At 41.7% G+C, this 16,617-nt stretch carries 11 protein-coding genes; 2 read left to right on the top strand and 9 right to left on the bottom strand.

Annotation, left to right across the window (positions count from 1 at the left end):
* Positions 1–547 precede the first annotated feature (547 nt).
* The 8 genes from H6G74_RS10310 to H6G74_RS30925 form a co-directional block, all read right to left on the bottom strand.
* Positions 548–1,474 (bottom strand): trypsin-like serine peptidase, encoded by a 927-nt coding sequence (locus H6G74_RS10310; protein WP_190967576.1) that lies wholly within the window; start codon positions 1,472–1,474, stop codon positions 548–550.
* A gap of 93 nt (positions 1,475–1,567) precedes the next feature.
* Positions 1,568–4,915 carry a CHAT domain-containing tetratricopeptide repeat protein gene (locus tag H6G74_RS10305; RefSeq protein WP_190967575.1) on the bottom strand — a complete coding sequence of 1,116 codons (3,348 nt, stop codon included), beginning with the start codon at positions 4,913–4,915 and terminating at the stop codon, positions 1,568–1,570.
* A 540-nt stretch (positions 4,916–5,455) separates the two neighbouring features.
* Positions 5,456–5,671, bottom strand: a complete 216-nt coding sequence (locus H6G74_RS10300; RefSeq protein WP_190967574.1) for a hypothetical protein — start codon at positions 5,669–5,671, stop codon at positions 5,456–5,458.
* Between the two features lie 366 nt (positions 5,672–6,037).
* Positions 6,038–7,531, bottom strand: coding sequence for a dihydrolipoyl dehydrogenase family protein (locus H6G74_RS10295; RefSeq protein ID WP_190967573.1), 1,494 nt, complete (start codon positions 7,529–7,531; stop codon positions 6,038–6,040).
* Between the two features lie 89 nt (positions 7,532–7,620).
* Positions 7,621–8,727, bottom strand: a complete 1,107-nt coding sequence (cobD, locus tag H6G74_RS10290; protein ID WP_190967572.1) for a threonine-phosphate decarboxylase CobD — start codon at positions 8,725–8,727, stop codon at positions 7,621–7,623.
* Positions 8,728–8,753: 26 nt separating this feature from the next.
* Positions 8,754–9,038, bottom strand: a complete 285-nt coding sequence (locus tag H6G74_RS10285) for an HU family DNA-binding protein (RefSeq protein ID WP_015111786.1) — start codon at positions 9,036–9,038, stop codon at positions 8,754–8,756.
* 546 nt (positions 9,039–9,584) lie between these two features.
* On the bottom strand, positions 9,585–10,976 hold the full coding sequence (locus H6G74_RS10280; protein WP_190967571.1) for an amidase: 1,392 nt from the start codon (positions 10,974–10,976) through the stop codon (positions 9,585–9,587).
* A gap of 41 nt (positions 10,977–11,017) precedes the next feature.
* Positions 11,018–11,158 carry a hypothetical protein gene (locus H6G74_RS30925; protein ID WP_190588071.1) on the bottom strand — a complete coding sequence of 47 codons (141 nt, stop codon included), beginning with the start codon at positions 11,156–11,158 and terminating at the stop codon, positions 11,018–11,020.
* A 46-nt stretch (positions 11,159–11,204) separates the two neighbouring features.
* Here H6G74_RS30925 and H6G74_RS10275 point away from each other — a divergent pair, with 46 nt between their 5' ends.
* Positions 11,205–12,677 (top strand): hypothetical protein, encoded by a 1,473-nt coding sequence (locus tag H6G74_RS10275; RefSeq protein WP_190967570.1) that lies wholly within the window; start codon positions 11,205–11,207, stop codon positions 12,675–12,677.
* Between the two features lie 162 nt (positions 12,678–12,839).
* Here H6G74_RS10275 and H6G74_RS10270 read toward each other — a convergent pair whose 3' ends face one another.
* Positions 12,840–13,694: an alpha/beta hydrolase gene (locus H6G74_RS10270; protein ID WP_190967569.1), complete on the bottom strand. Its 855-nt coding sequence runs from the start codon at positions 13,692–13,694 to the stop codon at positions 12,840–12,842.
* A 649-nt stretch (positions 13,695–14,343) separates the two neighbouring features.
* Between H6G74_RS10270 and H6G74_RS10265 the strand changes: the two genes are divergently transcribed.
* Positions 14,344–16,212 carry an iron uptake porin gene (locus H6G74_RS10265; RefSeq protein WP_190967568.1) on the top strand — a complete coding sequence of 623 codons (1,869 nt, stop codon included), beginning with the start codon at positions 14,344–14,346 and terminating at the stop codon, positions 16,210–16,212.
* Positions 16,213–16,617 lie beyond the last annotated feature (405 nt).

The following is a 16,617-nucleotide window of genomic DNA, read 5'->3' as shown; positions in this document are numbered from 1 at the left end:
GAGGTACTCATTTTTTAGCATTTGAGCCTCTGTTTCACTCTATGATTCTGCTTTTATTTTCTGTCGAGAGTGATTGACTACTCACACCTTTGTAAAAAACCTACACCTGTCAGGCAGGGGGCAGGGGGAGAAAGCGTTTGAGCTTTATTTACTTTTTTTTACATAGTTTGGTTTTATTGCATCGACTTACTTAAAAGAGGGTAAGAGGAAGGCGTGGGCAAGAATTAAGCTGAACCATTACATACTTACAAATTCAAGCTTTTCACCTACACTTCATAACCCTACATCTAATCTCAACGACTCACATTGAGATTTATTGCACTACCAGGTGGTGGAGGTAGAGTTTACGGAAAACGAGCGATCGCTTGGCGAATTTTTTGGTAATTTGAAGCTGATAATGTTGGGTTCTGGTCTTCCGGTAAAATACTTATCATAAAGACCGCAGAGGAAAGGTAGAGGAAGAGTTGTGTCTTTCTGCACAAATGTGCTGAATCATAACTGATTAACCGAACATGTTATCGATCTCTAACCTCTAGCCTCTAACCCCTTATTTCTTCCCAAATAACCTATCTAAAAAGGATATTTTCACAGCCAAATTAATGATGCCTTTACCAGTGCTACTATCTTTAATTTCCGCGTTATTTAAAGCTACAATATAAGGCTCACCACCAATCGAAGCAATAATGGGGCCGCCAGATGAACCACCCGCAGTATCGCAGTCATGTAATAAGATATTGGACTGTTCATCTACAATACTGCAACCAGCTTGAAAACCTGCTGTCCATCCTTGTCCGGCTGTTAAACCCCAAAACTTTTCTGTTTCTGCTTGGGGATAATCACCAGAATATCCCACAAAAAAGTATTTCTTCTCATTGCGAACTAAAGTTGTAGAAGGTAAGGACTTCCAACCTAGATAACCATATTTACGCCCCAGAGGTCGATCAATTTTAATTACCGCCCAATCATTAGCCGCAGCATTTTGATCTTGAAAGTGTGTACCCGCTAGATACTGCACTGCATAAGCTCTATCTTGATATCGACCATCAACTACATTAGGTAGAAAGGCAACTCTATCTGCTACCTTGCCAGTTTTGGGATCAACTACACAATGAGCATTGGTTAATACAATATCTTCATCAATTAAAGTTCCTGTACAGGTGTAAGTTTGGGAGTTCGATTCACCGACAATTCGACCAACAGTAGACCAAGGATAATTATTGCTTAACATTGGCAGGCGATCGTCTCTACCTACGGTTCCCCTGGTTCCTTTTTTAATAGGTTTATTTGATTGTTCTAATTCTGATGGTTTAAAAGGTTTGCCATCATGTTGTAATACTAACTGATCTACTTTTTCTAACGTCGGGGCGGTGGTTGTTGCTGGTTGTTTTTTCACCTGTGCTTCCACAGAAAACCACACACCCAAAGTCATCACACCAACCACACCAGAGATAAATAAAACAGATTTGTTATTCATGACATCAAACTCCTTTATTTATGAACACTAATACCATTTCTCAACGAGAATCTGATTAAACACCTCTCTGCGTCTCTGGGTGAACCTTCCTCCTCATCGCCATTCACCCTGAACTGTGAAAGCCCCCCAATAGTACGGATAACGCCAATCGGGATTTTGCAACATAGCTATTTGCGCTGCACGTAAGGCGGTATTTGGTGACTTTTTCCCTTGCAACATTTGTTGATAAAACTCCTTCATTAGTTCTGGTGTCGCGTCATCACTCACTTGCCACAACGACAAGGCCACACTGGCTGAACCTGCATACATTAAACCTCTTGTCAACCCAACCAAGCCCTCGCCTTTGATATCTGCACCTAGACCAGTTTCACAGGCACTTAATACCACTAATTGAGCAGGTAAATTCAGGTTAAAAATATCACTCAGCCGCAAATAACCAGGGATAGATTGACCTTGCTTGTTAACTAAAGACAGCACAATTCCTGATAACTCTGGGTTAGTGGGATCAGCAAAGCCATGTGTTGCCAAATGCACAAAGCGATATTGTGCAAGTTGTTTGCTGGTTGCCCAGTTATAGTTAGCATCGAAGTTAACAGCTAATAGGCGGCTGTCTGATGGGACTAATGGTAAAATTGCCTCTGCTTCCTTGAGCGTACCGGGAAGCGCATCCCACCACTGACTGCGGTTGATATTGCGTGCGGCGCGTTTTAAGGCAGACTGTTCTAATTGACCACGGATGTCTAAGTTTGGTGTAATTCCTGCTGGTTTACCTGTTACCCGTTCATCTTCGGCACTAAACACCGGATTAGCCAGAACTGCTAAAGTTTTGGGTGCTAATTGCCTTTGACGCAATTTTTGCCTGTGGGTAGCAATAGCCGTTATGGAAGGCAAATTGACAATTTCATGTTTGAGGATGAGGGGTTGGTAATCTTTTTGGTTGGTGGCGGGAGTGTTGGGTGCAACTAAGGCCGCGAAGGGAATATCTTGTAATGCGCCATCGCCAACGATAACTAAGCGTTTGTCAGCTAATTTATCAGCCACAGGTGCGAGGATAAGTTGACTGAGTTGGGTTGCTGCTGGGAAAAATGGTTTTTTGCGATAGGAAGGTTTTCGACAGTCAACGCCTTGGATTTGGCAATAAAGTAATGGTTCTTTATAGTTCTTGACAGCTTGGGCTATTTTGTCGCGCCCTGGTAGTTCGTAGCTGTTGAGAGAATTGGGTGTGACAGCCCACAGATAGCTGCGTTCTTTACCGATGGAGTATTGCAATAAGAGTGTGTCTTTGTCGAGTTGTTGCTGAATTTGCGGCAAGGTGAGGGGTTGGGGATATTTCAAGGCGGCATATTCTGGGTTATTCGCCCGAATTTTGTTTGTGAGTTCTTGCTGTTGTTTGAGGATGTCTTCGATTTCTTTGTTGGTAGCGGTGATGCGTGCTGCTGATGGTTGGAGTTGACTGGCAAGTTGTGATAGTTGTTTTTCTTTGGCTTCTCGTAGCAGTTGCAGGCGTTTTTCCTCGGCTGCTAATTCCGGGGTAATATTTTTGCGGATATCAATATTAGCTTCGGTTAAGAGTTCAATTAAAACTCTAGCGCGGGAACGTTCGCTGATGTGCAGTGCTTGGGCAGCATAACCTTTGCTTGGTTCTTGTTTGTGCAACTGCATTAGTAGGTCAATATAGAACTGGTAATAGTTTTGTACTGTGGCGAAGTAGGAAGTACGCAATTCTTGACTATCAATTTTGGTGCGTAATTCTTCCACAATTTTGATAGATGCTTGGATTTGGGTCAGTGCGGTTTGCAGATTGCCTTTGCTTCGTTCTAAGTCAGCGATGTTGAAGAGAATACCAGCTTCCCCAGAACGATCGCCCACTGCATGAGATAGAGGTAGAGCTTGGTTGTAATATGACAGTGCTTGCTGCTTTTCTCCTAAATCTGAGTAGACTCGACCAATGTTATTGAGAGTTCTAGCTTCCCCAGAGCGATCGCTTACTGCACGTCTGAGCGTTAGAGCTTGGTTGTAATATGAAAGTGCTTTCTGCTTTTCTCCTAAATCTGAGTAGACTGAACCGATATTAGTGAGATTAGTGGCAATGCCTATGCGATCGCTTACTGCACGTCTGAGCGTTAGAGCTTGGTTATAAAATGACAGTGCTTTTTGCTTTTCTCCTAAATCTGAGTAGACTAAACCGATGTTATTAAGAATAGTGGCTTCCCCAGAGGGATTGCCCACTGCATGAGATAGAGGCAGAGCTTGGTTGTAAAATGACAGTGCTTGCTGCTTTTCTCCTAAATCTGAGTAGATTCGACCAATATTATTAAGAGTAGTAGCTTCTCCAGTACGGTTACCCAATACCTGAAATAGGGACACAGCTTGGTTGTAAAATGACAGTGCTTGCTGCTTTTCCCCTAAATCTGAGTAGACTGAACCAATGTTATTGAGAGTAGTGGCTTCCCCAGCACGATCATTCAATGCCCGATCTATGGTCAGAACTTGGTTGTAATATGACAGTGCTTTCTGCTTTTCTCCTAAATCGGAATAGACTGCACCAATGTTATTGAGAGTGGTGGCTTCCCCAAAGCGATCGCCCACTGCACGACGTATAGGCAGAGCTTGGTTGTAATATGACAGTGCTTTCTGCTTTTCTCCTAAATCGGAATAGACTGCACCAATGTTATTGAGAGTAGTAGCAACGCCTGCGCGATCGCCCACTGCACGACGTATAGGCAGAGCTTGGTTGTAATATGACAGTGCTTTTTGCTGTTCTCCTAAATCTGAGTAGACTGCACCAATGTTATTGAGAGTAGTAGCAACGCCTGCGCGATCGCTCACTGCACGAAGTATAGGCAGAGCTTGGTTGTAATATGAAAGTGCTTTTTGCTGTTCTCCTAAATCTGAGTAGACTAAACCGATATTATTAAGAATAGTGGCTTCTCCAGAGCGATCGCCCACCGCACGACGTATAGGCAGAGCTTGGTTGTAAAATGACAGTGCTTGCTGCTTTTTTCCTAAATCTTCGTAGATTCGACCAATATTATTAAGAGTAGCAGCTTCGCTTGAGCGATTGCCCACCTCACGCCATAGAGGCAAAGCTTGGTTGTAAAATTCTAGAGCTTTCTGTTTTTCTCCTAAATCGTCATAGATTCGACCAATTCCCAGTAGAGTCAAAGCTTCCTCAGATTTACCGCCTAATTTCTGCCACAGGGGTAAGGCAATTTGCAATTTTTCAAGTGCTTGTTTTAAGCTTTCGGCTGTACCTTGCTTGTACAACTCTGTTCCTTCACTTAATGCTTGTTGTGCTGCGGCGCGGGTTGCGTCTGGTTGGGTTGGTTGTTGTGCTATCTGTAAGGTTTGATTTTTTGATGTTGCGCTGACTGTATCTGACAACAACAGCGAACTCAGCAATAAAGGTAAAAAAAGATAGTGGGGAAAAGGATTTTTCATAGTTTTTTGTATATCAGGTGTAGGTTTGGTTGAGGAACAAAACCCGACATCTTTGAGACTATGGCGTACATACAAATCTGGGTTGAGTGCATCTATCCCGCCTTGGAATCAATTCCGAGTCTCATAGCGCAAGTCCTCTCAAGAGGACTCAACCAGAAGTTCATTTCAGTCCAACCCCACCCCGCGTTTGCGTTAGCAAATGCGGGGTGGGGTTCCGACTGTATTACAAGCAAGTAAGAACCGCTATATGCAATGCCTGAGCCTGACCATATCAGCATTAGCTCACAGCTATGACATTTGCTAATGACAATTGTTGATTTGTCATCAGCGAGATTGCGGAAAATCTTTTGTTATTTTACTAATTTGCTGAGATATTGCTGTTGCTGTTACATTTTTTGTAACGCTTAGTTTTGTATAAGCTAGGGGCTAGGGGTTAGAGGGTGTAGGGGTGTAGATGTTCAAAACTCTTACAATGTTTGGCTGATGTTCACACCCTTATCCCCTCACACTCTCATTTAACAGACAACCTTTGTGGGTACTTTATTGCATAAGAATTTGCCTAGTTAAGATGCTCATGACTTCGCCTTCGTTGGTGGTGGGTACTAGTGGACTCCAGTCGCCGACGCTGGCGTAGCCGATAACTTGCAAATAATGGATTGTGCTGGTGACGGCTTTGGGGGAACCAATGAGTAAGTGTTTAATTGGTTCTCTTTGGGAAACTGGTTTTTCGGTAACTTGTGCCATGATTGTATTCATCTCCTATATATGGGAGCCAGATAAGGCGATCGCACACTTCTTCGCGGGATGAGGCGATCGCCTTTATCGTGCTGAATATATTATAGAGTATAATTTTATACTCGTAAAGTGGTTTTTGAAGAATTTTTCCGAGAAATTACTGACAATATGAAGAGTGCTGATACCAATTCTCAATTCGCAAGTCGCAATTCACAATTAAAAAACTTAGATACATTAAACCTTTCAGGGTTTACATCTGTATCAGATTTTTCGTGAAATGGTATGAGTAGTCTTTTTCTGACTGTTGTTGAAAAACAATATCCCCGACTTCTCAAAGAAGTCGGGGATCTGAAAGTATTAATTTTTACTCTATATAATTAGCGTAATTCACAAATTCCAATTGCGGCGGAAATGGAAGAAGCCTTCTAATCTATCTTGCACATCTGGATGGTTATTTAATCTTTGCTGATATTCTTGGGCAGTTTGGGTGAGAATTTCGGAAAAATTGGGATAGATAGGCGCTAAGTTAGCTAAATCTTTGACTTTAATTTTTTGGTTGATAGCTAATGCAATTAAATTCATTAATTCTCCAGCATTTTGACCTAAGATAGTTGCACCTAAAATTTCGCCATTACGTAAAAGAATTAATTGACAAATACCTGTGATTTCGCTGTTAATTTGGGCTGCTGCTAAAGATTTAAAATATTGTCGTAAAATTAAAAATTCATCGGGGCGAAATTGCCTGATTGCTTGGGTTTGGGTTAAACCAACTTGCGCTAACATTGGGTGAGTAAATATTCCCCAAGGTATGTGTTGATAATTCACCTCCAATCTAGGGAAAAATAGGGCATTGTTGGTAGCGATTCTCGCTTCATAATGAGCAACGTTGATCAAGTCATAACCACCAATGACATCACCACAAGCGTAAATACGTTTGTTGGTGGTTTGCAGTTTATTGTTAACTACTAAACGATGCTGATACCATTTCACGCCGACGGCTGCTAAATTGAAAGATGCAAAATTTGGTTGTTGTGCTGTGGCTACTAAAATTTCATCAGTTTCAATTGCTTTATCTCCGGCTTGCACCCATTTTTTATCATCAATTTGTCTAACTTGGGTGACAGTTGTTTGTGTCAAAATATGTACACCATCAACTTCTAATTGTGCTTGCAGCAATTGAGCAATTTCTGGATCAATATTTGGCAGAATATGAGGATGTTTAATGACTAATGTCACAGTACAACCCAACCGGGCTAAAGTTTGGGTGATTTCAATACTTTGAGGCACGCCACCAAGAATTACCCAATTTTGGGGTAATGTTCTTTTTTTGAGAGATTGCCAAATATTATTTAAGGTAATGTAACCAGTGTTTTGTAAACCTTCAATATTGGGAATTTTGGGACGGGAACCACTGGCTAATAAATAGGTGCGTCCCCTTAACAAGCGGAGAATTTGCTGATTTGCTGATTGGGTTGATTGTTCATCATTTTGATAAACGGCAAATGCCAAATGTGGCGAAGGTTGAAATTCACCTTTGCCAAAAATCACATCAACGCCTTGTGCGGCTAATGTGGCTGGAGAGTTGATTTCTTGGATGTTGGCGGCAACTGTGTCAGCATATAGCATTGCCTCTTGCCAAGCGAGGGATATATGGCATTTTTCGGCGATGTCCGCATGATTGGTACGAATCCCAAAACCATCAGCTTGATTGAGAGACTGTAAGCGGTTGGCAATTTCGCTGAGGGTGTGATGATAAATAAATCCGTAATTTATTTGTGGTTCTACTAGGGCAACTTTAGCGTGCAATTTGGTTGCAGCTAAAGCCGCATAGCGTCCGGCGGGGCTACCGCCAATAATCACGACATCATAATCAATGGTCATTAGTTGTTAGTCAATGGTCATTTGTCATTAGTTAATTGTAGAGACGAAATAATTAACGTCTCTACAATTGTTAGGTGACGAATTACTTACTAATTGTTCAGTAATGCTTGCAGGGCTGTTAATAAACGTTGGTTATCGGACACAGAACGCACAGCGACACGGAAGAAGCGATCGCCTAATTCTTTAAAGCTTAGGCAATCTCGAATTAAAATCTGATGATCTTGGAGTAATTGTTGCTGTAACTGCAAACTCGATTTTTGTGATGTCACTAGTAAAAAGTTGGCAGCACTGGTGTGGGGTTGCAGTCCGGCGATGGCGGCTAAACCTTGAAACAGTTGGTTTCGGGTAGGTGGTAGCCATTGCCAAGTTTGCTGTTGAAAATTTTGGTCGCCGATGACAGCAATGGCGGCGGCCGCAGCGAGATTGTTGACAGGCCAGGGATCGCGCCACGACTGCCACCGTGACAAACGATCCGGGTGGGCGATCGCATACCCCAGTCTTAGCCCCGGTAGACTGTAAAATTTGGTCAGCGATCGCAACACAACTAAATTTTTATGTTCCTGCACCACGGAAATCAGGCTTTGTTCTGCTTCTGGTGGCACAAAATCCATAAACGCTTCATCCACTACCACTAAGGCAAACTCTTCTAACAGTGGTAAAATTTCCGACCGCGAAAACATTTTGCCTGTAGGGTTGTGGGGATTGTTTAACAATAACCCATGTTGTTTGGTGAGTGAGCGAGGGGGCAGGGGTTGAGGGGTGTGGGGAAGAAAAACTTCATTTTGTCTCCTTGTCTCCTTGTCTCCCTGTCCCAAATTGATCGGGAACTCCAGAACTTTAGCGTTGTAAGCCGTCAAGGTGCGGTAGTAATCACCAAAGGCTGGAGTCAGCAAGATTGTTGCAGATAGTTCTGCTAATTCTCTACCTACCAAAGTTAATAATTCGGCGGAACCGTTACCCGGCAAAATCCACTCTGGCGGTAATTTATGGAAGTGACTGAGAGCAAGTCTCAGTTCACTATATTCTGGTTCGGGATAGTGCCTCAGACTACCAATTTGAGATTGAATCGCAGCGATCGCACTATCCGGCGGCCCTAATGGACTGATGCTCGCAGAAAAATCAAGAATAGCATCACGGGGACAGCCAGCCAGTGCTGCTGCCCAGGCTAAATTTCCCCCGTGTGCTGGTTGCTGCATCAAAATCAAAATTCCCCAAACTAAACCTAAGATTTTGGGGGTGCAACTCTTTCTCTAAAGAGTTTACCAGCAGAGAAAGCAGGCACTTTAGTTGCAGGAATTTCCATTTTTTCGTTTGTTTTGGGGTTACGACCTTCACGGGCTTTGCGTTCCCGTGATTCAAAGGAACCAAAACCTACCAGTGTCACTTTATCGCCAGAAGAAACCGCTTCAATAATGGTTTCCAAAGCAGCAGTTAAGACTGCATCTGCTTGTTTTTTGGTAACGCTGGCTTTTTCTGCGACTGCATCAACCAATTCGCCCTTGTTCATATAAACTCCTTCAGGTTTAATTGAGATTTCTTTCAGATGCACTGTGTAGCATCTTTACTAAAACCTCTGTTTGCGGAACTACAAAAGTCGTGTTTCGGGAGTATTTTTACTCAAAATCGCTACACATCCCTTCCGCTCGACTTTTCAATGAATCATTCTAAGGTGTAGTAGCCTGAAGTGGATAGATGAAACCGTTAATTTATATGGATTTCAGGATTTTTTGTGTTTTTTGGGGGTGTGTTGCACTCAAAACCACCCTGAAAGTAGGAATAAATACTTAGTAAAAACCCCTGTTGTGAGCGCAACAATTAAATTATTGGACTAGAGAAAAATCTGTGTAGATGTTTCTTTGCTGCCTAATTTCGCCTATTTTCCCAGGTATGTTTTCCCTAGTAGCGATCGCGCTTAATTTCTCTGGATTCAGGATAGTAAGCCGATTTCGCTCATTCGTAATCAGCCGATTTTTGGCTTTGGCATCAGTTATTTACGCCCTTGGGCAGTGATTTTAAGACTCCGTGCCGTGTAATTGTAAAATAACTTAACGTTTTACAAAGCTGGACGATGCTGAATCCAAGGTTTTGCGGCTTCAATTTGGGCGGCGAGACTAATTAAAGTAGCTTCTGCCGCAGGTTTACCCACCAGTTGTACACTCATAGGTAAACCATGACTATCAAAACCCACAGGTAATGCGATCGCAGGTTGTCCGGTGGCGTTGGCAGGGGGACAAGGGGCAACCCAACGCATAATATTTTGAAATGTCTCTTCAGGACTCAACGCCGCCCACTCTCCGACGCGAATGGGTGAATGTAAATAAACTGGCAAGACCAACACATCAAAATTCTCGAAAAATGCCACAATTTGCCGGGAGACGATTTGCAATTGAGATAAAGCCCGGAGATATTCAGCCACAGAACCAGTACGCGCCAATAGCCAACGATTCACAGGCTGCAACGCTTCCACAGGCAATCCCGATGCAGCAACTCCCGCTTGCCAAACCATTTGGAATGGTTCGACTAAGCCACTAAAATCTGGGCAACTTTCGGTCACGGTGTTACCCAATTGTTCTAATAACTGGACTGTTTGCAACACACCTTGCTGACAGTTTGCGTCCGCCTTTCCCAAAGGCAGGATTTGCGTCGAGAAGGCAATGCGTAAGCCCGAAACTTTGGCTTGGGTAGCAGCCAGAAAAGAAGGTTCAGGATCAGGTAGCCAGTAAGGATCACCAGTGAAGTAACCAGAAATAGCATCTAACATCGCGGCAGCATCAGCCACAGTCCGGGCAATAGGGCCGTTGACAGCAATTCCCCCCAAGCGATCGCCGACAGGGGCTTTGGTGACTCTACCCCGTGATGGTTTAATCCCCACTAAACCACAACAAGCCGCAGGGCCACGAATGGAACCACCACCATCAGAACCTTGCGCGATCGCACATAATCCGGCGGCGACGGCGGCGGCGGCACCACCACTAGAACCGCCGGAAGTATATTCTAAATTCCAAGGATTTCTAGACGGGGGAAAACCTGTGGGTTCGGTGTAAGGAAAAGAACCGATTTCGGAAGTGGCAGTTTTACCCAGAATAATGAACCCTGCCTGTTTAATCCGCGTTACCACCCCATCATCATAATTAGGAATATTGTTTAATAACGCCGGATTGCCGTAGGTACAAGGCACACCAGCGACGGTGTTGAGGTCTTTAATGGAAATTGGCACACCAAAAAAAGGCGGCAGTTCGGCAGCTGTTGCCAACATTTCGGTTTTTGCTTGGGCATCAGCGATCGCGAGTTCTGCCGTCACCGTAAAATAACTTCCCAATTGGGGGTTCAACCGCTCAATTCTTTGTAAATATATTTCCACCAACTCCAGTGGCGACACCTCCCGATGGCGGATTAATCGCGCCAACTCCACCGCCGGAGTAAACGCTAAATCAATTTCATTCATATTTGACTTTTATTACTGATTGTGCATTTATTGAAAATTTTTCAATTGAGTTTGTTACTTTCGCAGTAGTTTCGGGAAGTATGAATCAATAGCGCCTCAGATTTGCTATCAATCAGGACGCTGAATCTACCACCAACTAAGACGAAGCTTGTTTTCAAGCTACCACCTTGCTGCATAGTCATTTTAATTGTTTCACATCAACTTTCGGCAAATCCCCAAGGGATATTTATGGCTGATTTAGAAACTCTGGTAAATGAACTACCAAAAATTGTTCATAGTCTGAGGCTAAATATTGGACATGCTCATGACATCATGCAACAAATTGTCATGATTAATCATGCTCAAGAACAACTCCGCAATATTCAAGAAAAAGTCAAGTCTAGCCAGTTAGAGAAAACACCGATAACGACAGTTGCTAGTTTAGATGTAGTGCCAAAGCCAGTTATAGATGAAGATTACACAGTCTACATTTATAAATATGATTATCCTGGTTTGTTGACAGCTAAATTTGGGCAATTACCAGTAGATATTTCCCTCAAGCAAATTCAGTCTAAAATCGAAGTTTGGGTTGATTGGGGTGATTTAATCCAAGCGATCGCGGCTGATATTCTAAGTGATATCCAATTAGTCCAACAACTCAACCTTGATGCTAGTCACGATAGTATTCCTGCCACATTTCAAGCTGTCGAAGAGGTTTTAAAAATCCAACTAGATTTGAATAAGCCAAAAATCTTACAACAGCAAATTCAGCAGATTATTCAAGCTCAAGAAGATGCTTTTAAAATTAAGGAAAGATTAGAGTTTATTTTTGACAATATTAAGCAGAGCCATAATTTATTGAGTATTTTACTGGGAGTCTCTGCTTTTTGTGGAAAATCCGGCTTTGCTCTAGAGTGGTTAGATGATGATCAAGAATTAATTATATCTGGTGATGGCAGATTACAAGAATTAACAGATATTATCAATGATTGTGAGTTTTATCAAAGTAAAATCGATGCTTTAATTTTGCAGATTAGTACTTTGAGAGTGAAATCAGAAAAAAAAATACCTAAACCCAAGACTGAACAATGGAAATTATTTGAGTTTAACCCGCCAAAAAAGTTTAAACAGCAACACTTAACTCATTATGGCGGAATATTTGTGGTGAGTTTATTAGCTTTAGGTTTTGGGGGTTGGATAATTAAAGCAGAACTTCCCAAACTCCAACAAATTCGCTCTAAAATTAATCAAGAAGAAACTGCGATCGCTAATTTAAAAGCCGCCCAAAATCTAGGTTTAGAAGCATCTGGATTAGTACAATCACCACCCCATCCTTTAGTTGTTTGGCAACAAGCCGAATCTAAATGGCAAGAGGCAATCAAATTACTAGAAAACATCCCTCAAAAGACATCAGTTTTTATTAAAGCGAAAGATAAATTAGTTCTTTATCGCTTAAATCATCAAGCAATCAGTCAAAAAGTAATTGTAGAGAAACAAGCTCTCAATAATTTAGCAACAGCCCATAAATTAGCTATAGAAGCCAACTTCTTGATTCAAAGTTCACCTCATTCTCGTTCAATCCGCCGACAAGCCAAATCTAAATGGCAACAGGCAATTAAAATTTTAAAAACAATTCCTGCAAATACATTTGTGTCGCAACAAGCGAAAGAAACACTAATAAATTATCAAGCAAATTATCGAGAAATTAGTAAAAATATCTAAATAATATAGGACTCATTTTGGACTTTTAAAAAATACGTATAAATGTAGGATGTGTTAGCGACAGCGTAACGCATCCCTCAAAGCTTTCGGTGCGTTACGGCTTACGCCTAAAACACCCTACTGGCTATCTCCCTTGTGTCCCTTTTAAACCATGAGATATTATCAATTAGATAACAAATGTCCTGCTAACCAACTTTCTAAATCAGCTAAAACTTCTTGATAATTGAGGTCATCTTGTAGTTCATGATAAGCCTCTGGATAGACAATTCTCGTCTTATCTTGACAAGCAGTTAGTTGCTCATAAAAAATCTGACTTCCTTCTGGTAATGTGATTTTGTCTGCGCCACCGTGAAGAATTAATAATGGTAATTGCCATTCATTAGTATGGTGATTAATCCAATTAACAGTATTCAAAAACTCCGTTGCTAAACGAGCCGTTCCTAAAGTGTGTCTTAAAGTATCTTGAACATAGATAGCTAAAACTTTTTCATCTCTTGCACCAGCAGATAAATCAAGACCAGTATTTAAAGTAAACCTTGGCCATATCCGTGATAGCAATTGTCCCAGTAATAGCTTAATCTTTGACACACCAACTTTTCCTAAGCTTGGCGCAAGAAGAATTACACCTTGTAGGATAGCCGCAGCTTGGGGATAACGCAAAACATAATCTAAAACAATAATTGAACCCAAACTATGTCCTAATAGAAAAATTGGTAATTTTGGATGTTGAGATTGAATTAATTCTAAAAAAGTTCGCAAATCTTCGCGGAATTCTGCCCAAGAATTAATATACCCTCTTTGCCCTGGGGAACGTCCATGACCACGCAAATCAAAGCTATAAACAGCATATTGTTGAGGGATAAAATGCTGAACTATGTTATTGTATTTGCTACTATGACCTCCCAAACCATGCACAATCACTAATATAGCTTTGACATTACCTATTGGTTGCCAGCTTTGGTAATATAAGTCAACTTCACCAATACCCCGAAATGTACTTTCGCTGTGGTTAATCATAAAATTAACTTTGTAATTTCTCTCTACAATTTATAAGAGTAATTTTTCACTTTTCACCAATAATTAAAATTTGTATATCCTTCTTTAGTTTACAGAGGTACAAGTTTATCTGTTTACATCTGCGTAGCTTGTGACAAGCTGCTAAAGACTCTACATCTGCGTTCATCTGTCTTGAAAAGTTTGCTCAAGTCGGCAAAGCCGCCCACGCAACGCCAGTGAGGGAGTCGGGGAACCCGCCCAACGCACTGGCTCAACTTTTCGCTGCGTTTATCTGCGGTTAATTATTCTTGCTCATACCTCACTAGTGTAAGAATTTCTAAAATTACACAGTTGAATATTTTGTATTTATAAAAATTGCTAAGTTCCGATCCCCGACTTCTTAAAGAAGTCGGGGATCTTTATTTCCAGGGATTATCTATGATTACTATAGATTTTTCAAATGATTAAAATAAGGTTATCAAAACAATTAAAACTATAAATGATTATTAATGATATTTTTTTATCTAAATAGTATTTACTAGATTTTATGATCTACGGTAATTACTTATGAGAAGCAAGATGGTTTAGTGCAATCCACTTGGCAATGCTTCATAACTGTCAAATATCGTAGATAAATTTTTTTAATATTCTATATCTGTGAGGAGTGGTCATGGCTAAGTATCTCCTAGCTTCTGCTAGTGGGGCTAGTTTTTTATGTTTAATTAATGGATTGTTACCCATACAAGCCCTAGCTAACTCCGTACCAATAGATAATAATTCATTGGTAAATGTTCCGCAAAAATCAGCAATTATCAACAGTCAAGTTGCTGCTCATGAAACTAAGTTGATTCTAGCCGATGGTAGCCAACCAGAATCCCCAGCTATCAAAGGTGAGCCAGAGTTACAAGATTCATCAGTGTCTAATGAGTCGCAGACATCAGACAATAACGACAGCGCCCAAGTAACATCTGTATCACAATTATCTGATGTGCAACCAACTGATTGGGCTTTTCAAGCCTTACAATCTTTGGTTGAACGCTATGGTTGTATTGCTGGTTATCCCAATGGTACTTATCGTGGCAATCGTGCTATGACTCGTTATGAGTTTGCAGCAGGCTTAAATGCTTGTTTAGAAAGAGTTAACGAACTCATCGCCACAGCCACTGCTGATTTAGTTAAAAAAGAAGATTTAGCAACCTTACAAAAATTACAAGAAGATTTTTCGGCAGAACTCGCAACTCTCCGGGGACGAGTGGATGCACTAGAAGCACGCACCGCCGAACTAGAAGCCAATCAATTTTCTACTACTACTAAACTCAATGGCGAAGTAATTGTTGCCGGGATTGGTGCAACAGGTGGCGCACCTAATCAGGGTGATCCTAATATTATCTTAGTGAACAGAGTCCGGTTAAATCTCAACACTAGCTTTACTGGGAAAGATTTATTAATTACTGGTTTGCAAGCTTACAACTTTTTGGGTGGTATAGATGGAAGTGGTAGCTTGCAACAAGGTTTAGGATTAGCTTCGGATTTACTAACTGCTAGTAGTGCGAGAACAAGTTTTGAACCGTTGTTTCCTGGTTTGGACGTGAAAACGTTATCAGAGCAGTCAGCTAACAGTGTACAATTATATAAATTACTGTATGTTTTTCCAGTCGCGGATAAATTAACTTTGTTTGCGGGAACTGCGGCGGAAGCGACAGATGCTTTTCCTGCTATCACACCTTTTTATGGTGAAGGAAATGAGTCGATTTCGCGGTTTGCAGGTTTAAATCCTGTGGCGCGAGTTTCTGGCGGGACTTCAGGAACTGGTTTAGCATCGGCGGCGGGATTTATTTTTAGTATTTCTCCCCAATTAGATTTAAGAGCTTTATATGGTAGTGTCAACGCTAACTTACCGCAAGAAGCAGGTGATATTGTTCCTGGGGTTTCTAACACGCCTTTGGGAGCGGGTGTGTTTGGTGGTAGTAGTGTAATCAGCACTCAGTTAACTTTTAAACCTACTAATTCGATAGATGTTGGTTTAAATTATGCCCACAGTTATCACGAAATTAATATCTTAGGTACGGGACTAGTTCGTGATGATATTGGTGCGTTAGCTGGCGTTGATTTAGGAACACCTGTCACACTTAATTCTGTTGGTGGTACGGTAACTTGGCGCTTTTCTCCCAAGGTAGCTTTGTCTGGTTATGGTGCTGCAATGTTTGTGGATGCTTCTTCTGGTGGTGATGTTGATGCTTCCACTACCTTTACTAGCTGGATGGTAGGGCTGCACTTTAATGATTTATTTAAATCAGGGAATAATGCCGGGATTATTTTTGGACAACCGCTATTTCGCTCGGATGCTAATGGTGCGGCGCAACTGGCTCCAGATGGGGTAAATCGTGCTACTCCTTATCATTTAGAGGCGTATTATCGCTTTAAGCTCACAGATAATATCAGCATTACTCCTGGTGCTTTTGTGTTGTTTAACCCTGAAGGTGACAGCAGAAATGAAACTACAACTGTTGGTGTTCTGCGGAGTACGTTTACTTTTTAGGGAAGAATTCAGGAGTCAGAATGGTTAGTAAATCAAGCTTTTGCTAAACAGAGATGCTTATAGTCTAGAACTATGAGCCGTTAAACTGCGATCGCTTCTGAGAGACGATTGATAAAGTAAATCTAAGGTAGTGGCGTGGCAACACTAAAGTAGTGCATAAATATAATTCTTGTGATGTGGGCATCCTGCCCGCACCGGACGGGCTAGAACCTGGATTTCTCACAAGAGAGAAATCCAGGGGTGTGGGAAGGGTGGGAAGGGTGGGAGGTGGGGGAGGGGTGGGAGGATGGTGAAGAAATCTTTCCCCCCACACTCCCCACACTCCCCACACTCCCTACCCATACGTGAGAAATTCGGGTAGAAGCCCATCCCACAAGAAATTTGTCATGCAATATTTTAGCCTTG

This window comes from Nostoc spongiaeforme FACHB-130, assembly GCF_014698475.1.
GTDB classification, from domain to species: Bacteria; Cyanobacteriota; Cyanobacteriia; order Cyanobacteriales; family Nostocaceae; genus Nostoc_B; species Nostoc_B spongiaeforme.
Note: the sequence above shows the minus strand (reverse complement) of the source record. Positions and strands in the feature narration are given on the sequence as shown.